23 protein-coding genes are annotated in these 22,231 nt (G+C 46.1%); 12 read left to right on the top strand and 11 right to left on the bottom strand.

Going from position 1 to position 22,231, the window contains the following annotated elements:
- Positions 1-17: 17 nt before the first annotated feature.
- Positions 18-800, bottom strand: a complete 783-nt coding sequence (locus QUB25_RS21555) for an ATP-binding cassette domain-containing protein (protein ID WP_333185895.1) — start codon at positions 798-800, stop codon at positions 18-20.
- 171 nt (positions 801-971) lie between these two features.
- On the opposite strand from QUB25_RS21555, the gene QUB25_RS21550 reads away from it, so the two are divergent.
- Together QUB25_RS21550 and tsaE are read left to right on the top strand one after the other, a co-directional pair.
- Complete coding sequence (locus tag QUB25_RS21550; RefSeq protein WP_333036902.1) at positions 972-2,372, top strand: gluconeogenesis factor YvcK family protein; 1,401 nt, start codon at positions 972-974, stop codon at positions 2,370-2,372.
- A 134-nt stretch (positions 2,373-2,506) separates the two neighbouring features.
- Complete coding sequence (gene tsaE, locus QUB25_RS21545) at positions 2,507-2,956, top strand: tRNA (adenosine(37)-N6)-threonylcarbamoyltransferase complex ATPase subunit type 1 TsaE (protein WP_333185890.1); 450 nt, start codon at positions 2,507-2,509, stop codon at positions 2,954-2,956.
- A gap of 61 nt (positions 2,957-3,017) precedes the next feature.
- Here the strand turns inward: tsaE and QUB25_RS21540 are convergent, their stop codons facing one another.
- Genes QUB25_RS21540 through QUB25_RS21530 form a run of 3 tightly spaced genes read right to left on the bottom strand, consistent with a single transcriptional unit; the run spans position 3,018 to position 5,070 of the window.
- Positions 3,018-3,356, bottom strand: coding sequence for a DUF5615 family PIN-like protein (locus tag QUB25_RS21540; protein WP_333185888.1), 339 nt, complete (start codon positions 3,354-3,356; stop codon positions 3,018-3,020).
- A gap of 3 nt (positions 3,357-3,359) precedes the next feature.
- Positions 3,360-3,686: a DUF433 domain-containing protein gene (locus tag QUB25_RS21535; protein ID WP_333185942.1), complete on the bottom strand. Its 327-nt coding sequence runs from the start codon at positions 3,684-3,686 to the stop codon at positions 3,360-3,362.
- A gap of 55 nt (positions 3,687-3,741) precedes the next feature.
- Positions 3,742-5,070: a dihydroorotase gene (locus QUB25_RS21530; protein WP_333185885.1), complete on the bottom strand. Its 1,329-nt coding sequence runs from the start codon at positions 5,068-5,070 to the stop codon at positions 3,742-3,744.
- Between the two features lie 89 nt (positions 5,071-5,159).
- Between QUB25_RS21530 and lepB the strand changes: the two genes are divergently transcribed.
- Positions 5,160-5,768: a signal peptidase I gene (gene lepB, locus QUB25_RS21525; protein ID WP_333063294.1), complete on the top strand. Its 609-nt coding sequence runs from the start codon at positions 5,160-5,162 to the stop codon at positions 5,766-5,768.
- 107 nt (positions 5,769-5,875) lie between these two features.
- Here the strand turns inward: lepB and QUB25_RS21520 are convergent, their stop codons facing one another.
- A complete protein-coding gene (locus QUB25_RS21520; protein ID WP_333185882.1) occupies positions 5,876-7,399 on the bottom strand; it encodes a peptide ligase PGM1-related protein in 1,524 nt (507 codons plus the stop codon).
- Between the two features lie 364 nt (positions 7,400-7,763).
- A complete protein-coding gene (locus QUB25_RS21515) occupies positions 7,764-9,380 on the bottom strand; it encodes a glycosyltransferase family 39 protein (RefSeq protein ID WP_333185880.1) in 1,617 nt (538 codons plus the stop codon).
- Positions 9,381-9,698: 318 nt separating this feature from the next.
- Between QUB25_RS21515 and recA the strand changes: the two genes are divergently transcribed.
- Positions 9,699-10,838 carry a recombinase RecA gene (recA, locus tag QUB25_RS21510; RefSeq protein ID WP_333036907.1) on the top strand — a complete coding sequence of 380 codons (1,140 nt, stop codon included), beginning with the start codon at positions 9,699-9,701 and terminating at the stop codon, positions 10,836-10,838.
- Between the two features lie 174 nt (positions 10,839-11,012).
- Here the strand turns inward: recA and QUB25_RS21505 are convergent, their stop codons facing one another.
- Positions 11,013-11,450 carry a hypothetical protein gene (locus tag QUB25_RS21505; RefSeq protein ID WP_333185877.1) on the bottom strand — a complete coding sequence of 146 codons (438 nt, stop codon included), beginning with the start codon at positions 11,448-11,450 and terminating at the stop codon, positions 11,013-11,015.
- Positions 11,451-11,755: 305 nt separating this feature from the next.
- Between QUB25_RS21505 and QUB25_RS21500 the strand changes: the two genes are divergently transcribed.
- The gene (locus QUB25_RS21500) at positions 11,756-13,240 is read left to right on the top strand and encodes a NarK family nitrate/nitrite MFS transporter (RefSeq protein WP_333185874.1); all 1,485 of its coding nucleotides are present in this window, start codon (positions 11,756-11,758) and stop codon (positions 13,238-13,240) included.
- Between the two features lie 119 nt (positions 13,241-13,359).
- Here QUB25_RS21500 and QUB25_RS21495 read toward each other — a convergent pair whose 3' ends face one another.
- Entirely contained in the window at positions 13,360-14,079 is a 720-nt protein-coding gene (locus QUB25_RS21495; protein WP_333185872.1) for a hypothetical protein, read from the bottom strand.
- 616 nt (positions 14,080-14,695) lie between these two features.
- Here QUB25_RS21495 and QUB25_RS21490 point away from each other — a divergent pair.
- Positions 14,696-15,169 (top strand): Coq4 family protein, encoded by a 474-nt coding sequence (locus QUB25_RS21490; protein ID WP_333036911.1) that lies wholly within the window; start codon positions 14,696-14,698, stop codon positions 15,167-15,169.
- 29 nt (positions 15,170-15,198) lie between these two features.
- The gene (locus QUB25_RS21485) at positions 15,199-15,423 is read left to right on the top strand and encodes a helix-turn-helix transcriptional regulator (protein WP_333036912.1); all 225 of its coding nucleotides are present in this window, start codon (positions 15,199-15,201) and stop codon (positions 15,421-15,423) included.
- Between the two features lie 149 nt (positions 15,424-15,572).
- Here the strand turns inward: QUB25_RS21485 and QUB25_RS21480 are convergent, their stop codons facing one another.
- The 3 genes from QUB25_RS21480 to QUB25_RS21470 form a co-directional block, all read right to left on the bottom strand.
- On the bottom strand, positions 15,573-16,469 hold the full coding sequence (locus QUB25_RS21480) for an alpha/beta hydrolase (protein WP_333036913.1): 897 nt from the start codon (positions 16,467-16,469) through the stop codon (positions 15,573-15,575).
- Between the two features lie 217 nt (positions 16,470-16,686).
- Positions 16,687-18,135: a D-alanyl-D-alanine carboxypeptidase/D-alanyl-D-alanine endopeptidase gene (dacB, locus tag QUB25_RS21475; protein ID WP_333185867.1), complete on the bottom strand. Its 1,449-nt coding sequence runs from the start codon at positions 18,133-18,135 to the stop codon at positions 16,687-16,689.
- Positions 18,136-18,210: 75 nt separating this feature from the next.
- Complete coding sequence (locus QUB25_RS21470; RefSeq protein WP_333185865.1) at positions 18,211-18,537, bottom strand: (2Fe-2S) ferredoxin domain-containing protein; 327 nt, start codon at positions 18,535-18,537, stop codon at positions 18,211-18,213.
- A gap of 205 nt (positions 18,538-18,742) precedes the next feature.
- On the opposite strand from QUB25_RS21470, the gene QUB25_RS21465 reads away from it, so the two are divergent.
- The 5 genes from QUB25_RS21465 (at position 18,743) to QUB25_RS21445 (ending at position 22,222) form a co-directional block, all read left to right on the top strand.
- A complete protein-coding gene (locus QUB25_RS21465) occupies positions 18,743-19,243 on the top strand; it encodes a CBS domain-containing protein (RefSeq protein WP_333185862.1) in 501 nt (166 codons plus the stop codon).
- Positions 19,244-19,454: 211 nt separating this feature from the next.
- Positions 19,455-20,129 (top strand): phycobilisome degradation protein NblB, encoded by a 675-nt coding sequence (gene nblB, locus QUB25_RS21460; protein ID WP_333185859.1) that lies wholly within the window; start codon positions 19,455-19,457, stop codon positions 20,127-20,129.
- Positions 20,130-20,194: 65 nt separating this feature from the next.
- Complete coding sequence (locus tag QUB25_RS21455) at positions 20,195-20,551, top strand: hypothetical protein (protein WP_333185856.1); 357 nt, start codon at positions 20,195-20,197, stop codon at positions 20,549-20,551.
- A gap of 93 nt (positions 20,552-20,644) precedes the next feature.
- Positions 20,645-21,937: a CAP domain-containing protein gene (locus tag QUB25_RS21450; protein WP_333185853.1), complete on the top strand. Its 1,293-nt coding sequence runs from the start codon at positions 20,645-20,647 to the stop codon at positions 21,935-21,937.
- Between the two features lie 108 nt (positions 21,938-22,045).
- Positions 22,046-22,222 carry a hypothetical protein gene (locus QUB25_RS21445; RefSeq protein ID WP_333185850.1) on the top strand — a complete coding sequence of 59 codons (177 nt, stop codon included), beginning with the start codon at positions 22,046-22,048 and terminating at the stop codon, positions 22,220-22,222.
- Positions 22,223-22,231 lie beyond the last annotated feature (9 nt).

Here is a 22,231-nt window from a genome sequence, read left to right as displayed (position 1 = left end):
AATCTAAAACTGGCTGACTATCCAAGCGCTTGAATTGGCCCAGTAACACTGCCGCTAAAAAATTGTCTGATCAGTAAATTATCTGTCGATGTAATGTCATTGACAGTTCCCTCCCACTGCACTTGCCCTCGATAGAGAAACACGATGCGATCGGCAGTGCGGCGGATGGTACTGTCTTGGTGAGTGACGATCGCATAAGTGCTGCAAACACCTTGGGCAGCCTGCAACTCACGGATTAAATCTTCAATTACCGTCGAAGCGATCGGATCTAAACCCGCCGTCGGTTCGTCGTACAGCAAAACCTCTGGATTATCCCTGTCATTATCAGGATTCGCCATGATAGCGCGGGCAAAACTTACCCGCTTCCTCATTCCCCCAGACAACTGCGCCGGATAGCGTTCGCCAATTCGCGGCAAACCCACCATCTCCAACTTTTCCTCCACCAATTCCCGAATGCGGCGGCGCGGCAGCTTAGAATGCTGGTAAAGTAAAAAACCGACATTCTCCTCCACCGTCAGCGAATCAAACAAAGCCGCTTGCTGAAAAACCATCCCAATTCCGATCGGATCTGCCACGTCGTCCACCCATCCGACCCTGCGCTGTCCCTGAACAAAAACCTCACCGGCATCCGGGGCCAACAAACCCGCAATTATCCGCAGAATCGTAGATTTCCCCGTCCCGGAAGGACCAATAATTGCCAGGGCCTCTCCCCGATAAATCCTCAGATCGACTCGATCGAGGATCGGGTTCTGGCCGAAGGACTTACTTACCCCTTTGAGTTCGATTAGTGGCTCTGCCATAGGATGTTATCAATAAGTTGTCAGTCCTCAGTCATCAGTCTACCTAATGACTCATGACTCATGACTCATGACTAATCACTAATTACTTCAATTGACTGCCAGAATCAAAACTCTCTTGTATTGTAAATTTGTCAGCTCGAGCTGTTCCAATACCCTTAAGACTAATTAACCATGTCAATTAGTTCACTTCCTAAAGCCCTCCGCGTCTTGGCTAAAGCCAAGCAGGTTTTTGCCCAATCCAGAAATCCTTACCCCCCTTCTTTGCGGAACGGGCGAGTTCACCAGTGGTTTAAGTGGTTAGCCCCCGGACTGTTAGTGAAACGGTGGCTGCTGATTAGTGCCAGCGGCGTGGTACTTGCCACTTTGGGTTTAGCAATTTGGACTGGGATGACTCCCATTTTCTTCTTATTGCAATTATTGAGAAATTTTTTGGCGTGGATTGCGGAAGTTATTCCCAATTACGTGTCAGGCCCGATCATCATTGCTGGCGGGATTTTATTAATTCTTTGGGGACAAACTCGCAGTTTGAACTCTATTACCCAAGTGCTGATGCCCGAAGGCAACGAGGAACTGGTCGATCGACTCCTCAACCACCGTCGCTTGAACCGCGGCCCGAAAATTGTGGCAATTGGGGGCGGTACGGGTCTTTCTAATTTGCTCAGGGGATTGAAGGATTACAGCGCCAAAATCACTGCTATTGTCACCGTGGCAGATGATGGCGGGTCTTCCGGGCGGCTGCGGCGGGAAATTGGGGTATTGCCACCGGGAGACATTCGCAATTGTTTGGCGGCTTTGGCAGATGAGGAAAAGTTATTGACTGAGTTATTTCAATATCGTTTCCGGGCTGGTGACGGTTTGGTGGGTCACAGTTTTGGGAATTTGTTTTTGACGGCGATGAGCGATATTGCTGGAGATTTGGAACAGGCGATCGCGGCGAGTTCTAAAGTTTTAGCAGTGAGGGGAGAGGTGCTGCCGGCTACTCTGAGCGACGTTTCTTTGTGGGCAGAACTCGCTGACGGTCGCAGGATTGAGGGGGAGTCCAGCATTACAAAAGCAAACGGGCAAATCCTCAAAATAGGCTGCACTCCTGCTAATCCTCCGGCGTTACCTAGGGCTGTGGAAGGGCTTCGGGAAGCGGATTTTATTATTATTGGGCCGGGGAGTCTTTATACGAGTGTCATTCCGAATTTGTTGGTGCCGGAAATTGCTGATGCGATCGCCAACAGCGAAGTTCCGCGCATTTATGTTTGCAATATTATGACTCAGCCGGGGGAAACTGACGGATACAGTGTTGCAGACCACATTCGGGCGATCGACCGCGCTTGCGGCAGGCCGCTGTTCGATGCTGTAGTCGTTCAAGGAAAAGTCCCTTCTGCAAAGGCTTTGATCCGCTATTCTCAGGAGAATTCTTATCCGGTTGTGCTCGATCGAGAAGCCGTAACGCAATTGGGGCGGCGAGTTGTCATCGCCAATGTCATGGATGAAGATGAAAATACGGGTTTAATTCGCCACAATTCTCAAAGGTTGGCGGGGATGTTGCTGCGTTGGTACGGCCGCGCGCAGAACATTTAAGCTGCTGACTGCTGACTGTTGAAGGTTTACTGTTGACTAATGTTATTAGTTATTGGTTATTGGCAGCCGCCAGCGACTAACAAATAACAAATAACAAATAACTAATAATAAATGACTAATGACTAATTATTGAAATGAAAACTTTGCTTCCCGATTCTGAGGCTACGCGCAACGTTGGTGTTGCGTTAGGTCGATCGCTCCCCCCCGGCACTGTAATCTTATTACAAGGAGATTTAGGTGCAGGCAAAACTACCTTGGTTCAAGGTATCGCTGAAGGCTTAGGAATCTCAGACTCGATTGAGAGTCCTACTTTTACACTGATTAACGAGTATTTTGGAGGACGAATTCCGCTGTATCATCTAGATTTGTATCGACTAGAACCCGAAGAAGCCGAGGCTTTGCACTTAGAAAGTTATTGGGACGGATTAGAAAGGGATTTGGGAATTGTGGCGATCGAATGGGCGGAAAGATTGCAGTACAAACCAGAAAATTATTTGCAAATTTCTTTAAGTTATCTCGATAACGGGCGGCAAGCTGAAGTAATTGGTAATGGCGAGTTATTGGATTGGCAATGGGAAAATTGAGCTAGTGCGATTCCCTACCCTTCGGGAACCTCTGCGGGAAGATAGCTTCGCTCGCGCGTACTTACTGCGGACGGTTGACACGAATTAACTTGCCTCTCAAACTTTCTTCACCAGCAATAGCATCATTGATGCGTATTGCCAACATTTCTACATTCCGATTTTTGGTACAAACAATAATACCAGAGTGGTCTGGCTGTCGGTTGTGCACTCCGATAAAATCAAACCAATTTAATGTGAAAACAGCTCTATCTTTACTTATAGCAAATGCTAGCACCTCTGGATCGGGAATCCCAAGTCCTGCTTTTCCTGCTTCCTGAACAGTCAGGATATTGTGACCAAAAGCGCGCAGCAATGGCACAACGGGCAAAGGAAATTGTTCGTCTGCATACAAATTCAGCATGACTCAGGCTTCCTCATTCTTGCAGATTGCTTCTTCGATTTCCTCCAGATGTGCATCAACATAAGTCCAAACATTGACTAGATCGGCCGCGCTGAGATGGGGATAAAATTGTAGAAGTTCAGCATCGCTTGAACCTTCACGGCGAAAACTTTCAAGCAGCCAAACTGGGATGCGAGTTTTGGCAATGCAAGCATCGCCACCACAAACGTCAGGAGTTTTGGTAATTCCTGGCCAACTATTGTTTAAACTTTGGGTTAAAAGCCGGATGACTTCAGCTTTCTCAGTCGGAGTTAAGGCCAGGAGTTGTGTTTCTAGTTCTTCGAGGAGAATGGGTAAAATCGCCTTTGCGATGCAGGAATACCCAATTATAACACTTGAGCTAAATTCATGCTTGCTCAGCGTCAAATCTCAAGGCTTCTCCCCTCACATTTGTATCCAATTTACCATTCTCAAAAACAACTTTTCCTCCAACAACAGTTACAACTGGCCACCCAGTCAAATTCCAACCTTCAAAGGGACTCCAGCCGCACTTTGTCACCATTTCTTCTCGCAGCACAGGTCGATAATTATCCAAATCTACTAATACTAAATCGGCATCAAAACCCGGAGCAATCGCCCCTTTGTTAGGAATCTTATAAGCCTTAGCAACTGCCGCCGACATCCAATTAGCAACTTGAGCAACTGTACATCTTCCCTCTACTGCTTGTGTCAGCATCAAAGGCAAAGAAGTTTGGACTCCCGGCATTCCAGACGGCGTATTCGGATAATCTTGAGCTTTTTCTGCTAATGTATGCGGCGCATGGTCGGTGGCGATAAAATCAATTACGCCGTCGAGTAAAGCTTGCCAAAGTATTTCGTTATCGCGGGGTTCGCGCAAAGGCGGATTCATCTGAGCTAAACTGCCAATTTTTTGATAGGCGCTGGTATTTAACAGCAAATGCTGCGGCGTAACTTCTGCTGTCACCCAACTCGGTTTTTCCTGACGCAACAACTCAGCTTCATCCCCCGTTGAAAGGTGCAGAATGTGCAGACGGCGCTGATATTTATTAGAAAGTTTTAATGCTAGCTGAGTAGCCAATAAAGCTGCTTGGTTGTCTTGAATTTGCGAGTGTACGGCAACATCGGAAATCCCGGCAAATTCCTGACGCCTCTGATTGATTCTAGCTTGGTCTTCTGCGTGTACCGCAATTAGTCGATCGCCCTTGGCAAAAATCGCCTCTAAAGTTGCTTCTCCATCGACCAAAAGCTGACCGTGCATCGAACCCATAAACACCTTAATTCCCGGAGTCGGATTCGCATTCAACAAATCCGGCAAATTCTCGGGCGTTGCACCAATAAAAAAGCCGTAATTCACCAAACACTTCTCGGCAGCGCGACTTAGTTTATCATCTAAGGCAGCTTGAGTTGTGGTCAGCGGTCGCGTATTCGGCATTTCCAGAAACGATGTCACGCCGCCTTTAGCGCAAGCACAGCTAGCGGTAAATAAGTCTTCCTTGTGTTCTAAACCCGGTTCCCGGAAGTGTACCTGGGGATCAATTACTCCGGGTAACAGAGTTAAGCCTTTGGCATCTATTTCTCGATCGCCAGATTCGACAATTTCCGCAGCAACTTTGACAATTTTGCCATCGCAGATTTGCACATCTCCTACCAAAAACTCACCATTGGGCAAAAGAATGCGAGCGCGACGGATTAACAAACTTGATTTGGGAGTCATAAGATACCATTAATTGAGTAAACAGCGTGCTAGCATGGAAGCATTATTAAGTTTATAATTCGTATCCAGCTCAGTCACTACAATACCCTATGACTCGTCTAGACAAGTCAGCCGACGAAAAACCTCCGCAAGACACCGAAAATCCTTGGATCGAAGGAATTAAGACGATCGGCTTAGCAGCCTTTTTAGCCTTTGGTATCCGCACCCTGGTTGCCGAAGCACGCTACATTCCCACGGGATCGATGCTCCCTACCTTACAAATTAACGATCGATTAATTATAGATAAGGTAAGCTATCGATTCCAAGAGCCCCAGCGAGGAGATATTATCGTATTTATGCCTCCTGACCCGGCTAGTTTGTGTACGGGACAGCCGCCACCGATCAAAGATGCCTATATCAAGCGAGTGATCGGACTGCCGGGGGACAGTGTGGAAGTCAAAGAGGGAAAAGTTTTTATTAACAAGCAGCCGCTACAGGAAAAATATATTGAAGAAATTCCGCAGTATCCCTACGGGCCTGTAGTTGTAGCTCCAAATTCTTACTTGGTGCTCGGCGACAACCGCAACGCAAGCTGTGACAGCCATTATTGGGGCTTTGTGCCCAAGCAAAATATTATCGGTAGGGCAATTGTGCGTTTTTGGCCACTCAACCGTACAGGTTCGATCGACCCCACGCCCCTTTATCCCGCTAAAAATTAGCTACAACCCTCAGTAGGGTGCGCTAGGCGCACCTTACTACTACAGATTAATGAAGGTCAAAATTTAAAATTGGCTTAACTTCCGATCGTGCTGCCATTCCAGCAAATTTAGTACGATGTTTCGCGATCGAGCACTTTCACCACTTTGTTATACATCTCCTCTGCCTCTTGCTGCGAATTGCCGATACTCGTCAGTCCCAATTTGCCAAACTCCGACAAACAACCCATTAAATGAAACACGCTGCCCGTCTCTGTACCGCTGTCAAAGTGCAGTTGATTGTCAGCAATAATATCCATCAAATCGTTCGGTAATAATCCCCGATAGCGCTCTTTTTTCAAATTGTCCGAAGCAACATAATATTTCGGACGGCCCTGCTGGCTGTAAAATAATCCGTTAGTACGCTCGTACCGACCGTTTGTTAACAGCTTCAAAGCCATAAACGGATGAGTTGTGCCTCCTTTACGTAAGTTAATTTCTATTGCTTGAAGATCCCATTTCCCATCGGATTGCTTTACAGCGAGAAAATCTACTCCAAATCTCTCTAAAGCCCCCTTTTTAGCTAAGTTTTGCCCGACTTTCCATCCCAATTCTTGCAACGCCAGCCGATAAGATTCGTCCGCAGGGAATCGGCAACCCAAGAAAATTTGGCCGTCTGGGCCTCCTAAAATCTGGTCGTGAGTGGAGAGGATTTCTACTTCCCCGCTGGGAATAATTCTGCCTTGAACACTGGGCGAGAACTTTTCTTCTCCTTCGATAAATGCTTCGGCAATTGCCCCTAATTCGGGAATGCGGCTGCTAAAATTTTCCCAGGTTTCGCCTGTGGATTGAAAGCGCAAATTATGGAAGCAATCCCCAATTGCCTTCGCTCTTTCGTGAGGCGCTTTACTTGCCACGGAACGCAGATCTAGAATTGCATTTCCTTCCCCCGAAAATCCTTCATTTAACTTAATTACCATCCGCTGCAAATCCGGCTGCCGTTCCCACAATTGAGCGGCAGCTTCTGCTAAATCTTCCGCATTCCAAACCAACTCGGAACCGTCAGGATAAGGCACGCCACATTCTTGGAAAATTTGCCTGCTGCCGCTTTTTGTTCCCCAGTATAACAGATCGGGATCGCTGGCCCACAAAGGAATCCCCAATTTAACAGATAACTCGCGTTCTAAGGGCGTCGAGTTATAACAAACCATATAAGATTTTGTCGGCCGCACTGCTTGACGAATGCGCTCCATCAAGCGGGGGCGCTCTAAAATTTTCTGGGTGAGAGATTTTGCAGAAGCATCGTAAGCACTGAACAGCAAAAGCCGATCGCGCGCGTGAGAAAATGGAATTCCCGGCAGCAATTGCAGGTAATAATCCACAATCATCGGGTGCAAGGGCTCCGAGGTAATGTAAATTAAGCGCGTGCGGGGATTTCGCAGGCGGATCAATGAAAATAAATGCCGCTCTTCGTAGTGGTAAGCACCCTCAATTTTCCGCATTTCTTGCTGATCTAAGCTGACAGAAGGAATGATAATAATGTCACAATCTCCGCTGTCGAATTCTTCTATCGCTCGCCAACGTTCGCGTAATTCGGTCTGAAGATTCCGAAACTTCTGCGCGGATTCGGAAGATGAATTATTTAACTCTTGCATTGCTTTTTATCCTAAGTATTCAAATAATTATTGCTGATGATGTCGGGTGTGTCAGCCCCAATATTTGAGACAACTCACACAGTTTTTTTTCTGACGGACCTTACCGGGAATATTGACAAAAATGCCCAAATAGTGATTTAAGGTGCGTCAGTCGAAATATTTGAGGCAACTCAAACAGTTTTTTCTGACCCCGCCCAAAAACCGATACTGTGCCACTTACTCCTGTCGTGAGTCTCCAAAAATTGTAGACCAAAGTTTAATCTCCCAGATTCATCTGTGGAATAAATCTAAAATCTAAAATCTACAATCTACAATCGACTGACGTACCCTACCGGGGACGATCTTCCATTTCTGTCAATCTGCTCTAAGAAGCTCGCCGCGCTCGAAAAAGTCTGGCATACTGCAAAATTGGCTCTAAGCGGCGTTGATTTTGCTTGAGTGCCGATCGCAATTTTTCCGAAGGGCGGAACACCAGGGGAGCCGAATATTTGTTCAGCATCTCCATATCTGGCGACTGGCTCATCAGCATCAGCCTCACGTCTTTGTCGAGCAAATAACTCAGAGACAGCAAATCTCCCATGTTCGTAAAATCGTTGCCGCGATCGCTAATTACAATTGTATCTTTAATCGACCGATTAGCTATCGCCTCTTTGTTAATAATTTTCGCAACTTCAGCATTAAAATAGCTCAAGTCTTTGCTCCACCAAGTATCAGAAAAAGCGCTGACCGTACAAGAGGCTACACTTGCTGTAAATACCAAGGCTAAAATGACTTGCCAAAACCGCTGCTGAGTTTTCACGTTACTGGCGAGCAAGTAAGCAACTGCTAGCTGCACTCCGGGAAAGCAGGAAATCAGATAGCGGCTGACGGCAGAACGTTTGCCACCTAGGATGAGATCCGGTAATGCCAGTATCAAAAAAGGTACAAAAATTGATGTTACAATAAACAGCCAAGTTGAAGTGCTAACCCTGCGGCAGATTATGTAAAGGGCTGCCGCAATTAACAGCAAAAATGGCAATCTCAGCAGATAAGTCCAAATATTATCAAACCCGAAGTCGCAGTCAAAAAATAAGGCTGTAAAGCTGAGTGTCCACAATTTGACAAGATACAGCCAACCCGGAGATACTCGCGTCCAATCTGTCGTAGCTGATGCTCGTTCCAGGTTTGTCGCCAGCACGTAAATCCAGGGAATATACAATATTAAAGCTGCTGTTACTGCTAAGAAAAATTGGGAATTAGTTACGTGACCTGGCAATTTTGTTTTTTTGACAAACAACCAGTAAGCAATTATAAAAACTCCGTGTCCAATGAGTGTTAAACTGAAGAAAGGGTGAGTGTAGAAACCAAAGGCGATCGCCAGCGAGTAAAATACCCAATCTTGCCAACCCCGCAACCGCACTGCTCTTAGCAGCAGCCAACTGCTGCCAATAACTGTCGCTGTCAGCAAACTGTACTGCCTTGCTGTCTGAGCAAACAAGAGGTCAAAGGGAGATAAAGCCAAAAGTGCTGTTGCTAATAACGCCGCCAAATTCGAGGCGAAAAGTTCCTGAGCTAAAGCGTACATCAAAGGCAGCGACAGCAAACTCAATACTGCTGGCAAACTGCGAGATGCTGTTAGAGAACTGCCAAATTGCTGCATCCACCAACGGGCTATGAGAAAGTATAAAGGCGGATGCTGCGGGTCTTCTAGTGCTAAAGAACGAATTGTGTCTGCTTCTGTAGTTCCCGGTTTAATCCGCTGATATTTTTGCAATTCGGGTGCGGGAACAATCCGGTTTTGGAATAGTTCGTCGTCAATTTCTTGGCGGGTGAAACCAGCGGCGCGGATTGATGTGTAAGCTTCGTCGTGCCAGTACAGTTTGCGATCGATCTCAAAAAAGCGAAATCCGATACCTAGTAAAATGCCGATCGCCAATAAGTTCATCAGCCAGCGGGAATTTTTGGTATTAACAGATGTGTCTTGATGTGTTGTAGATCCCATGCTTGTCCTAATTGTGGCGATTCCCTCCGGGATAGCTACGCTTCACGGAATTTGGAACTGTAGACCATCTTAAACCTCACTCCGAGAGCGATCGATACCAACTACATCCCCCAACAGACAATAATTCTACCCTCTGCCGGATGCCGAATACCTTCTAGATTAGAGCCTTCTGAAAGCTGGCTCAGGCTGAACCACCCCCAAAATCAAGAATCTTAAACCAAATCCCCGCAGAACCTCCAGACCCTAAAAATAACTGCTAACATACGTGTTGTACAGTTAATCAACAAGCTCCGCAAGGGGTCTACCCGCGTACCGCAAATGGCAAAAAGAGATACGTCTATAAAAACTTCCACTGAAAACTCAGAAAAGCAAAAAGCTCTAACTTCCGTACTCTCCCAAATCGAGCGCAGCTTTGGCAAAGGGGCGATCGTCCGATTGGGAGACTCCACTCGCATGAGGGTAGAAACCATTTCCACCGGAGCCCTGACACTGGACATTGCTTTGGGCGGCGGTTTGCCAAAAGGCCGAGTCATTGAAATTTACGGGCCCGAAAGTTCCGGTAAAACCACTCTAGCCCTCCACGCGATCGCCGAAGTCCAAAAATCCGGCGGTATCGCAGCCTTCGTCGATGCCGAACACGCCCTCGATCCCACCTACGCCTCAGCTTTAGGCGTCGATATTGAAAATCTATTAGTTTCCCAGCCGGATACCGGTGAAATGGGTCTAGAAATTGTCGATCAACTCGTGCGTTCCGTCGCCGTCGATATCGTAGTAATTGACTCCGTAGCCGCCCTCGTCCCACGCGCCGAAATCGAAGGCGACATGGGCGACTCCCACATGGGTTTGCAAGCGCGCTTGATGAGCCAAGCTTTGCGGAAAATCACTGGTAATATCGGCAAATCTGGCTGTACCGTCATTTTCCTCAACCAATTGCGGCAGAAAATCGGCGTAACTTACGGCAACCCCGAAACCACAACTGGCGGTAACGCGCTCAAATTCTACGCCAGCGTGCGACTCGACATCCGCCGGATTCAAACCTTGAAAAAAGGCACAGAAGAGTACGGCAACCGCACGAAAGTTAAAGTTGCTAAAAATAAAGTTGCTCCGCCTTTCCGCATTGCCGAATTTGACATTGTATTTGGCAAAGGCATTTCTACCTTAGGCTGTCTTACTGACTTGGCAGACGAAATGGGAGTAATTATCAAAAAAGGTTCTTGGTATAGCTATAACGGCGAAAACATAGCTCAAGGACGAGACAAAGTGATCCAACACATGGAGAAAAATGCCGACTTCAAAAATGAAATTGAGGAGCTAGTTAAAAAGAAACTTGAGACTGGTGCTGTGGTTTCTGCTAATTCTGTTGCCCCTGTTGACAATGAGGATGAGGATGCAGAAGATCTAGACAATGTAGAAGATCTAAACAATGTAGAAGATGTAGAGGATTTGGAAGAAATCTAAATCTTTTAGTTAATAAATCCGATAGCTGTTAGAGTCCCGACTTTTTAAAGAAGTCGGGGCTCTGTTTATTCTGTTTTTTTAAGATGTCGGGCTAAAGCATTTGAGATAATACAAATAACCCCGACTTCTTCGATGAAGTCGGGGTTCTAAAAGAAGAGTATTTCACGACGTTGTTTAATGTTGAGGAGTTTGGTGCAAGGAAATCTCTAAAACTTCTATCTGCTGGTTGAGAGTAGCAGAGCGCTTCTGAGCATATTTGTCGTGCAGAAAAATAGTTAAGCCCACACCCACTGGCAACACAAAATAGATAAATCCCAGCAACATCTGAGCAATTTCTTCTTGCGCTGCTGCATCGAATTGAGGCGCAGCAGTAGGTTGACTTGTCGTGCTGTTGACTGTCTGCTGATTGGATTGCTCGATCGCCTGTGCTTTTACTTGCGGTTGAGCTTCCTGGGCGATCGCCCCAGGAGCAGTTCCCAAGCATCCAGCCACTGCTACACATACTGTCAGAAAACTAAAAAGTCTTGATTTAACCTTTAATCCGTTGTTCATGGCACTGGTTGAGTGGCGATCGCCTTGCTGGGTTTCTCTTTCGGTTAAACGTACAAGCATTTTTACTTACCTGTTATTAAAATAAATTTAATTTCTGTATTCAAATATACATTTTTTTGATTTTTAACGCAATAAGTATTTATTACTAAATTTAGACTTAAATGCAATAGCCGCATCAATTCGATGCGCGAACTGGCGTTTTGAGGATAAACAGTAACTTTGTATACAATTTTTCCTCTGGACATCCACTTGAATTGGAACGCAACGGATAAAAGCGCGAAAGTAAATAAACCGTTACCCCAAACAGTTAGAAAGTCAACTCGAAATTAATAATCTGTATTATTTATTAGGACAAGTTGTTATATATGCTTCAAGGGCTTTTATCGTTCAGAGGACCTTTTCGGATTCTGAACCTGAGTTGGTTGGCTTTTTTCTTAACTTTCGTAGTGTGGTTCAACTACGCACCCTTCAGCACAACGGTGCAGCACGATTTGGGATTGACAGTTGGGCAAGCCAGAATCATCAGTTTATGTAACTTAGCTTTCGCAATTCCTGCACGTATTATTATCGGGATGTTGCTCGATCGCTTCGGGCCTCGCATCACCTTCTCTTCACTCCTGGTGTATGCAGCATTTCCTACACTGGCATTCGCCTTTGCCCAAAACTTCAATCAGTTGGTTTTGAGCCGTTTGGCAATGGGAATTGTCGGCGCTGGATTCGTAGTTGGCATTCGCTTAGTTGCCGAATGGTTCCCCCCAAAAGATATCGGCTTCGCTCAAGGTATCTATGGAGGCTGGGGCAACTTTGGCTCTTTTGCCGCAGAAGCAGCGTTACCGGCGATCGCGGCAGGAACAGCTTTTCTCTCAGTCGGACACACAAATTGGCGGCTGGCGATCGCCCTTACTGGAATTGCCACAGCAGTTTTCGGAGTCATTTTTTACTGCAACGTTCAAGACACTCCTCCCGGCAAAGTCTATCAGCGCCCCGCCCGCAACGGCGCAATGGAAGTCACCAGCGCCAAAAGCTTTTGGGCACTGTCGATGACCAATATTCCTCTATTTGGTGCCTTAGCTTTGATTGTGTGGCGCTTGCAGAAAGCAAATTTTCTGACGGCAAATGTGATGTACGCTGTTTGGATTAGTTTGACAGCACTCTATTTAATTCAGGCTTACAAAGCCTGGGAAGTTAACCGAGAAGTTGTCACCGGTCAAAAACATTACCCACCTCAAGAACGCTATCAAATCAGTCAAGTATTCGTATTAGAATTAGCTTATGCAGTCAGCTTTGGTTCAGAGCTCGCTGTGGTTTCCATGTTACCGGAATTTTTTGAACACACCTTTAATCTAAATCATGCGATCGCCGGGCCTCTAGCTGCTAGCTATCCGCTGATGAACTTGGTCAGCCGTCCAGCCGGAGGCTTAATTTCTGATAAAATCGGCAGCCGCAAGTGGACGCTGACAGTCATGACGGGCGGAGTGGGATTGGGGTATTTAATAATGAGCCAAATTAGCGCCAACTGGCATTTAGCAATTGTGATTATCATGACCATGTTATGTGCCTTCTTTGTCTTCGCCGCAGCAGGCGCAACTTTTGGCATCGCCCCCTTAATTAAACCAGAAGCAACTGGTCAAATTGCCGGCAACATCGGTGCTTACGGCAGTGTCGGCTCTGTAATTTATGCGACCATTTATAGCTTTCTGCCCCAAACAGTGGCAGGCAACCGCAGCTTCTTTGAGCTACTCGGAATTGCGGCTGTAATTGTGTGCTTCCTTTGTGTTTTTATCCTGAAGGAACCAAAGGTTATTGAAAGCCAAGATTTGGCAGAAGAAGCTTTGCTGCTGGGCCACTAAATGGCAAATTAGGTTTTAAGTAGAACAAGTTAAAAAAACAGAACACCCAGAAGCATGACTTCTTTATTTAAGAAGTCATGCTTTGAGATGAGCAGCAGTTTATTTATCACTTTGGTCACTTACTGTGGCATAGAAACTGGCTGAACGTATTGAGAATTAGCCCGCACATAACAGCCTTTTGTTGTCAGCAGCCAGGGTTGATCATTCTCAATTTTAATTGCATTTGTTCCCCTGAGTTCAGCAGCAATTGGATCTTGATTCGCGCGGTAAACTTGTTTGATTGCTCCATTGGGAGTCTGGCGACAGTTGAGTTCTCCATCCCGCGAGGTGACTCGCCAAGACGGCCAAGTTCCTAAGCCAGAAGTTTGGCCCAGCCAAGTATTAGCATTGCTAGAAGTATAGTCACCACTTGCATTAGGACGCGGTAAAGCTTCAACTAAATTTACTTTAAATGTCTGGCCCATAGAAGGACAATTTTCTCCTCCTTTCACCTTCCAAGTAACTTCGGCTCCCAATTGGCTGCTCCTTCCAACTTGACGCCTAACAATGGTAATATCCCCAGAACAAACAATTTTTCGGCCAGGGCCGCTCGCACTGTCTTTGAAAGTCCCATTGTAATAGTAAGAGCCTGCTGCTCCTTCGGAACGGGTAATTTGAATATTGCCCAAAAATTCCCGATTGCCTACTTTGGTAATGTAAAAACCGCTGCGATTGTTCCCTTTTTCTGACAGGTTTAAAGTAGTTTTACCGTTAGGATTAACATAAGTCGTAGCGCTAGCAGCAGTGCACCAAATCAATGACACAACTCCTGTGGATAACAAAATAGAAAGTTTTTTCACAGCAACACCTTGTATGATATGAATCTCTACTTTATTTGTAGCTGTTGGTGAAGATATTTGACAAGTCGCTCAAATGAGGGTGACTCATTTGAGCTACATTCTAACGACATACGGGCAACCCCCCATGATTGCTAGGACAAATTCGGCAACCACGGGGGATTGGCACTACTGCGTAATTCCGAAACATCAACTCTGCATAACTTCACCTTACTTCAGCTCCCTTCAACTCTCTTCACTTGTATGCACCTGCATCACGAGGTCTGCAAGCTTCAACTTCTGACTCATTGCAGGTTCCAATAATTAGCAGCAGAATAAATTTATATACGTAAGTAAGGGGGTTCCAATCACCGCTAAATACTGTGGATTTTACTGGTACTTCCCGGTGAGTCAAGTTGGGATTCCAAACACTAGGGCGATTTTTACAGGTAGCAGATTTCAAATCTAAGAATGCTTGTAAAGAAATGTAAAAGCTCCTGACAGCCGATTGCTTTGACAGAAAATACGATTTCTAAGTTCAGTCCGTAAAAAAATCGTATTGATTCAGCGCAAAAATGAACTTGACCAACATAAATTAATTTGCTCGAAACTTAAATCATTGTTGAAGGGAGAATAAATTATGGCTGACGGTCAATTAGGAGTTATATTAAAGATGGCTCAAACAATTAATCCTCAAATTGAGAGCGATCGACATTTTGAAATAGACTTGGCAAAATTGCGCCAACTGCCAGCAGGAACATTAGGGTGCGAAGTGGCGCGATTTCTAGACGAACAAGGCTTTGAGCCGATCGCATCGGGAGACTGGATTCAGCGAAACCACGACGTTTGGCACGTTCTGACCGGTCTTTCAGCTTCAACAGAAGATGAATTGGTACTTCAAGCGTTTACTCGCGCTCAAGTATTTCGTCCTTCTTGTGCGATTTTAGTGTTAGTTGGACTGATCAGCGGCAAATGCGCGATCGGACAAATTATCAAAGGCTTAAAACACGGAAAATTAGCCACTCGGCTAATTAATTGGGACGTTGCATCTGATTGGGAAACTCCTTTATCTGAAGTTCGAGAAAAACTCGGAATTCTACCCTTAATTGATTAGATTTTAACTCGTTACCTCACTGCAAAAGTATGCAAAGCAAAAGTTACAAACCGGAAATTAGCCTGAGTCCACGGGAAAGAGCGATCGCACAATTAGTAGCCCAAGGGCTGCCCAACAAATGTATTGCCAAAAATTTAAACATCAGTCACTGGACGGTTGCTACTTACGTGAGGCGGATTTTTATCAAACTCGGTGTGTGTTCCAGAACTGCGATGATTGCACTGCTGATCCAAGAAAATTTGCTCTGGGACTAATAAATAAGTAGGGTGCGTCAGCTAGCTTGAATTCTCTGGTAATCCAGAAACTCTAGGCACGACGCACCCTAAAAAAAACCTATCCCTAGACAGATGAAAACCCGGTTTAGCTGTAAAACCGGGTTTTCATTTGCAATGTTTAAAACCTTCTATGCCACAGCCACAGAACGAGAAGAATTTCTTAGAAAACTCAGCAATTCTCGATTCACCGTTTGCGGCGCTTCCTGCTGAATCCAGTGACCGCAGTGAGGAACTAATTTCAACTTAAACGGAGCAGTAATTAATCTGTCTAAACCTTCTACAAGTTTGTGGCTCAAAAACGCATCTTCTTCTCCCCAAAGCACCAAAGTAGGCACTGTCACAGGTTCTAATTTCTGCCCCAAATTCCAAAGCCTCTGCGGGTGAAACATCTGCCGGTAATAATTGATAGCTGCGGCTAATACTCCCGGCTTTTCTAAAGCAGTCTGATAAATCTTAGTTTCCTCAGCGCTAAAAGATCCTTTGCGAACAGCTTGTCCTTGAAAAACATTGTGTACAAAATCTTTCAAGTTTTGCCGGATCAACCATTCGGGAATGCCGGGAACCTGAAACGCCAAAACGTACCAACTGCGGCGGATTTGATCTAAATTGCTCGCCATTTCCTGCACGAATCGCTGCGGGTGCGGAGCGTTTAAAATTGCCAAGCGGTTGAGTTGTTCGGGGAATTTTTGAGCTAAGTGCCACGCAATCGCTCCTCCCCAATCATGACCTACAACGTGAGCTTTTGTATAACCGAGGCTCGCAATCAAACCGCGAATATCCGCGCTCAGCGTATCTAAATCATAGCCGCTTTCCGGCTTGTCGGAATCGTTGTAGCCCCGCAAATCCGGCACCACAACCTTGAAATGACGCGCTAAAGCAGGGATTTGATGACGCCAAGAGTACCAAAACTCTGGAAACCCATGCAGGAGGAGAACGAGCTCGCCTTCTCCTTGAGAAACGCAGTGCAGGCGGATGTTATTGGTTTCGACAAAGATGTGTTGCTGTTCGGAATCGAAAGAATTCATAGTTGGAAAGTTAGACTTATTTTCGGGAAGTACACAACCCGCCGACTGGTAGCAGGCTGAAACGGCCCAATGCTGTTAATTTTTCTACTTTTATTGTAGCTGCTTTTCGATCCCCGCCGCTGCAATCTAATTAAACTTAAAACTTGTAGGGTTTTGGGGTGTCCTGTGTTTTAGGTGTAACTACTGAGTTCAAGTTTATCACCTTAAATGTATTGTTTTAACAGCGGCGCAGGCGATTCAATAATAGCACAATTTCGTCCGTTGCCGATCGCATTTTTGCAGTCGATAGGTCAGATTGATTGACGATAATGCTAAACACCAGCGGCTCGTAATTCGGAACTTCGATATATCCCGACAGCGCCGAAACTCCGCTCATAGTTCCTGTTTTTGCTTGCAAAATTACGCGATTTGGTGTATTATTTAAGCGATTTTTCAAAGTGCCGCTCTCCCCAGCGATCGACAGTGACTGGCGGTAAATCGATGCAGCAGGTGAATTGGCCATAAATCTCAAAGTTTCCACTAAGGCTTCTGGAGTAATTAAATTGTGCCGAGACAAGCCGGAACCGTCGGCTAATATGTAGCTGTTTGGATTTACTCCTAATTGAGTTAAAACTGCCTTTAGCTCTTTCAAACCGCTTTCACCTGTATCCTCTTGTGGCACAGGCATCTTGCCTGTAACTTTTCCCAGCAATCTCAATAAAACTTCTGCATAAAGATTGTTGCTTTCCCGATTAGTTTCTCTCACCAATTCCGCCAGCGGCGGCGATTCAACGGTCGCTAATTCTTGATTTAAATTGCCAGAAGCCGATGCAACTAAAGCCTGTTTAACAGGAATCCCCTCAGTCGCCAGGGCTTGTTGAAAATACTGCAAAAAATTATTAGCGGGGTTGACAACTGCCACATAAGCTGATTCAGGTTCGCCACCAACTTTCAACTGTCCGCTCACTCGAATTATAGGTCGATCGAACTCCCGGCCAACTTCAATAAACTCAGATTCGTTTTGAGCGACGGTAACAGTATTGTTCTGAAGTTGCCACTGATTTGCCAGCTTTGGTTCGGCAAAAGTAACTTTCAGAGGTTGCCCGATCGCCTGCGGGGACAAGAGAAGGTCGATCGCGTTTTGATTGAAAATTAAACTGTTAATCGGCGCTCCGTAGCCAGCTTGCGCGTCTTCCCATTCCCAATTCGGATTGACTGCACTGCCTTGAAAATAGCTGTCATCGCCAATCAACTGGTTAACTTGACTGATTCCCCGCTGCTTCAACTGCTGCGCCAAAGATTTCAACTGAGCCTCAGCAATGCTCGGATCTCCCCTGCCAGCAACGTACAAACTCCCATTTTCGCCGCTGTAAACCGAAGTCTTAATCCGAAAATCTGCACCGAGTTTCTGCAAAGCAGCGGCTGTGGTTAGCAGCTTGGCATTTGATGCTGGAATAAAATATTTTTGGGCGTCGCGGCTGTAGAGAGTAGTAGTAGAAGATAGAGGTTGAATCAAAATGCCCCAGCGCGATCGACTAAATTCGGGACGATTGGCGATCGCATCTACTTGCGCCCCCAATTCCCCAGGACAAATATCCCCAGAAACCGCCGACGTTTGAGCAGCAACCGCCAACGGACGCCCCAGAATTAGGACTAACAAACTCAGCGCAATTCCTTGGATTTTCAAAGTGCCAGTTCCTTAACAATAACTATTAAAATTAGATGCGCCCGATCTTGGAAGTTTCACCGAATCAAGTCAATCTTAATAAGAATAACGCGCATGAATTCTCGGATTGAACAGCGCCTCTACATGTTTCCCCTCTTTGAGGTGATCTTCCACAATTAACGGTACATCACTCGGTTTAACTCGACAATACCAAATTTCGTCTGGGGTAACTCGTACAGTCGGGCCAGTGGTGCACTGTCCCTGACAACTACAGGCCTCCACTTTCACCCCGGCAACTTGTTGAGCTTCAAAAGCAGCTAGCACTGCTGCTGAACCATTTTTCAGGCAAGATTGATACTGGCAAACCAATACACAGCGCGCTTCTGGTTGGGAGTCTGGTTCTCGGGCTGGAGATTCTGGCATTGGTAAGGATTTATCCGCTCTTTAAGATATCTTAACAATCTTCTCAAGCCGATCGCTCGCCGGAGGGAGGCAAACGGCAGAATTTTATAGTGCGATCGACAAAAACAGCAAAATTCTGGCATTCAAACTTTTTCCTTCCTTCTACCTTCTAACTAATCCCTTCAGCAGAGCTGCCTTTCTTCAGTCTGTGTCACGATTTCCCTATATGATCGATTTAGAGCAACAACTCAATCAACCGCTAATCATGCCAAAAACAGTAGCCGATGTAATGAGCCGCGAGCCGATTTTGGCGCGACCCGAAATGCCCTTGAACGAAGCGATTAAAATTTTAGCCGATCGACGCATTAGCGGTCTTCCCGTCGTAGATGAGAATGACGTGTTGGTAGGAGTGATCTCCGAAACCGACTTGATGTGGCGGGAAACCGGCGTAACTCCCCCCGCTTACATCATGGTGCTCGACAGCGTGATTTACTTAGAAAATCCCTCTCGTTACGAGCGAGATCTGCACAAGGCTTTAGGACAAACAGTAGGAGAAGCGATGAGTACAGAACCCGTTACCATCGGGCCCGACAAATCTGTCCAAGAAGCTGCCAAACTGATGCACGATCGCAGTATCCACCGATTGCCCGTGCTTGATACTGCCGGCAAAGTAATCGGCATCCTCACTAGGGGAGATATTATCCGATCGATGGCTGCCGAATCTTAAATTAACTGTTGCAGTTCCAGGACTGTATCAGAAAATGAGTCGATCGCTCTTTCAATCTCGCTGACTTTTTGCAATTACCAATTATCTAGATTCACGACACGGAAGTTAGGAATAGACGCAGAGCTATTTTTTCTTTCTTGCTTCTTCTTCTTCCCTCTTCCTTCTTCCTTCTTCCTTCCTCCCAATTACCAATTATCAAATTTAAAATCGAATGAGCATTACCCCTGAGTCTGTCGAACAATTGCTGAATTCCGAGGATTTTGGCGAAAGACTGCGAGCAGTCAACCAACTGCGACAACTAGAACCCGCGATCGCCTATCAACTGATTCAAATTGCGATCGGCGACAACAACGTCCGGGTTCGCTACGCAGCAGTCAGCCAATTATCAACCCTCGGCACGCAGAATCTGCCGAACGCTTTAGAGGTATTGCGAAACTGCTTGAACAACGACCCCGAACCTGACGTGCAAGCAGCAGCAGCCGATGCTTTGGGCGCATTGAAATTAACCGATGCTTTAGAAGATTTACAGCAAGTTTACAGCAGTACATCTGAATGGCTGGTGCAACTCAGCATCGTCGCGGCTTTGGGAGAAATGGGAGATCCGAAAGCCTTTCCGATGTTAGAAAATGCCCTGAATTCTGAAAATGAATTGATCCAAACTATTGCGATTAGCGCATTAGGTGAATTGGGAGATCGACGGGCGCTGCCGCTGCTGCTTCCCTACGCTTCCAATGCAGATTGGCAAATCCGTTACAGAGTCGCCCAAGCTCTCCGGCGGTTGGGCGGTAAAGAAGCAGAGGTGGCTTTGGAAATTCTCGCCAAAGATGAGGTTGAACAAGTTGCTCAGGAGGCTAAAGCCGGACAAGAAAATAGTTTGAAATCTTGAGATTGCTTTGCTGAGTACGAACAACCCTGCGCGGTTGTGAATTGTGAATTAATTTAGAATTTTTTGTGAGGATTCTACTAAAAACTCCGTTCGCGATCCCACACAGAATTCAGAAACCCGGTTTCTTCCTATATTTATTGTTCCTGTCTGCAAAACTTGTAGAAACCGGGTTTCTAGCCAGCCAGCCAGCGGGCTGGTTGGGTAGCGCCAACCTTACTAATCAGGAAAAATCTCACATCTTAAATCTCAAATTTAAAATTGTATTGATGCGACGGGCGATCGCAAATTCCATTGAAACTATCCTTAAATTCGAGCGTACTCTTCCCTTTCCCAACCAGAGCCGGGAGCTTGACATCCGCACTTTGACAACAGCTATAATCAAGATAGATAAAGCAGCGGCAGGGATTAATACAAGTATTTAATGTTGCCCAGCTAGCTACTAATCGGGGAAACTATCGTTAAGACGGTAAGCCATCTACCAGCAAAACCAAGTCTTAAAACTATCGATCATCCCCATGCTTGAACAACTAGAAAATTCCGGTTCTCAGTCCTTGGACACTTTAACAGGAGAGCGATCGGCCTCTCAAGTAGCACCAAGCCCAACCAATCAAAACTTTATTAATAGAGTTTTAGAACTTACCAATATCGAACGCAGTAAACTAGGTTTGTCCCCGCTAACCTTAAATACTCAGTTACTAAATGCGGCGGAAAATCACACCCAAAACATGGCACTGCAAGACTTCTTTTCCCATACTGGAAAAGATGGTTCGTCATTAGGAAGTCGGATTAGTGCAACGGGCTATCAATTCTCAGCAGCAGCAGAAAACATCGCTGCGGGCTCTTCTACACCCGAACAAGTTGTATCATCATGGATGAACAGCAGCGGCCACCGCGCTAACATTCTTAACCCGAATCTCAAAGAAATTGGCATCGGTTACTATTTCTTAGCCGACGATACGGGCACAGAAAATTGGAATCACTATTGGACGCAAGTTTTTGCGACTTCTCTTGACGGTAGTGTCAATCCCGCACCGACACCGACACCGACACCGACACCGACACCCACACCAACTCCGAACACATCGGTATCGATTACTTCGCCAATACCCAATGCTATAGGGGACGGCAGCCCGACGACAGCACCCAAAAATACAGCCAGCGACGGCAATTATTTCCTATCAGATAGTGCCGATACTCAAATACCAACAAATGCTGCGGGATTGCCAATTTTTGCCCTTTCCGGCAAAGACAATATCACTGGGGGAGAAGGTGTTGATAGCATTAATGGAATGCAAGGTGCGGATACAATTAATGGCGCAGGCGGCAATGACAGCTTATCGGGCGGCAAAGAGTCGGATTCAATTGAGGGCGGTGTTGGCAATGATTTTATCAGCGGCAATAACGATAACGATCGACTAATCGGATCGGACGGTAACAATACTATTCGCGGCGGCAAAGAAGATGATGTCTTGGTTGGCGGTAACGGGCCCGATTTGTTGGCGGGCGATCGCGGGCAAGATATGCTGACCGGCGGTGCTGGAAATGATACGTTTATCCTAGCAGGAGGTTTGTCTGCGGCCGCTACTTTAATAAGTGCAGACGTAATCGTCGATTTTGGGGCTGGGGATAAAATTGGTTTGACGGACGGTATCGGGTTTGCAAACTTGACTTTTGAAGCTGTGAGTTTGCAGTTAGATGGAGGGGCAAGTGTCGCTTCTACGGCGATTAAGTCGGGGAACAATTATTTGGGCATCGTGCAAGGTGTAAGTGAAAGTCAGCTTACATCTTCTGTTTTTGTCAACGCCTAAAAAACAGCATACCCAGATTCCCGACTTCTTGGAGAAGTCAGGAATCTAAAAACGAGAGCGCTTTACGTTTAACTTTGAGAGAATAATCGGGGTGGCTGTTTTGAGAGATTGGTTGTTATACAGTCGTGGACGGAAAAACACGGCGCTACGATCGCCGTCAACTCAACTGCAGGCATGGGTACTGAGTTGACGATCGCATTACCGGTGAAAGCCAACTTAATCCGGTCAAGTCAGAGCTTTTTGCAAGCTTCCGTCATACCCTTCGGGTTGACGGCGAGTTCTTGACTGGTTCAG

The sequence above is a fragment of the Microcoleus sp. B3-D7 genome (assembly GCF_036705305.1).
Classification (GTDB): Bacteria; Cyanobacteriota; Cyanobacteriia; order Cyanobacteriales; family Microcoleaceae; genus Microcoleus.
Note: the sequence above shows the minus strand (reverse complement) of the source record. Positions and strands in the feature narration are given on the sequence as shown.

Excerpts from the sequence above, each read along its gene's own strand:
- tsaE (WP_333185890.1), top strand. The coding sequence starts at position 2,507 with ATGAAAACTTTGCTTCCCGATTCTGAGGCTACGCGCAACGTTGGTGTT.
- QUB25_RS21550 (WP_333036902.1), top strand. The coding sequence starts at position 972 with ATGTCAATTAGTTCACTTCCTAAAGCCCTCCGCGTCTTGGCTAAAGCC.
- QUB25_RS21530 (WP_333185885.1), bottom strand. The coding sequence starts at position 5,070 with ATGACTCCCAAATCAAGTTTGTTAATCCGTCGCGCTCGCATTCTTTTG.
- QUB25_RS21505 (WP_333185877.1), bottom strand. The coding sequence starts at position 11,450 with ATGCTTGTACGTTTAACCGAAAGAGAAACCCAGCAAGGCGATCGCCAC.
- QUB25_RS21490 (WP_333036911.1), top strand. The coding sequence starts at position 14,696 with ATGGCTGACGGTCAATTAGGAGTTATATTAAAGATGGCTCAAACAATT.
- recA (WP_333036907.1), top strand. The coding sequence starts at position 9,699 with ATGGCAAAAAGAGATACGTCTATAAAAACTTCCACTGAAAACTCAGAA.
- lepB (WP_333063294.1), top strand. The coding sequence starts at position 5,160 with ATGACTCGTCTAGACAAGTCAGCCGACGAAAAACCTCCGCAAGACACC.
- QUB25_RS21470 (WP_333185865.1), bottom strand. The coding sequence starts at position 18,537 with ATGCCAGAATCTCCAGCCCGAGAACCAGACTCCCAACCAGAAGCGCGC.
- QUB25_RS21555 (WP_333185895.1), bottom strand. The coding sequence starts at position 800 with ATGGCAGAGCCACTAATCGAACTCAAAGGGGTAAGTAAGTCCTTCGGC.
- QUB25_RS21540 (WP_333185888.1), bottom strand. The coding sequence starts at position 3,356 with ATGCTGAATTTGTATGCAGACGAACAATTTCCTTTGCCCGTTGTGCCA.
- QUB25_RS21465 (WP_333185862.1), top strand. The coding sequence starts at position 18,743 with ATGATCGATTTAGAGCAACAACTCAATCAACCGCTAATCATGCCAAAA.
- QUB25_RS21480 (WP_333036913.1), bottom strand. The coding sequence starts at position 16,469 with ATGAATTCTTTCGATTCCGAACAGCAACACATCTTTGTCGAAACCAAT.
- QUB25_RS21485 (WP_333036912.1), top strand. The coding sequence starts at position 15,199 with ATGCAAAGCAAAAGTTACAAACCGGAAATTAGCCTGAGTCCACGGGAA.
- QUB25_RS21500 (WP_333185874.1), top strand. The coding sequence starts at position 11,756 with ATGCTTCAAGGGCTTTTATCGTTCAGAGGACCTTTTCGGATTCTGAAC.
- QUB25_RS21450 (WP_333185853.1), top strand. The coding sequence starts at position 20,645 with ATGCTTGAACAACTAGAAAATTCCGGTTCTCAGTCCTTGGACACTTTA.
- QUB25_RS21520 (WP_333185882.1), bottom strand. The coding sequence starts at position 7,399 with ATGCAAGAGTTAAATAATTCATCTTCCGAATCCGCGCAGAAGTTTCGG.
- nblB (WP_333185859.1), top strand. The coding sequence starts at position 19,455 with ATGAGCATTACCCCTGAGTCTGTCGAACAATTGCTGAATTCCGAGGAT.
- QUB25_RS21515 (WP_333185880.1), bottom strand. The coding sequence starts at position 9,380 with ATGGGATCTACAACACATCAAGACACATCTGTTAATACCAAAAATTCC.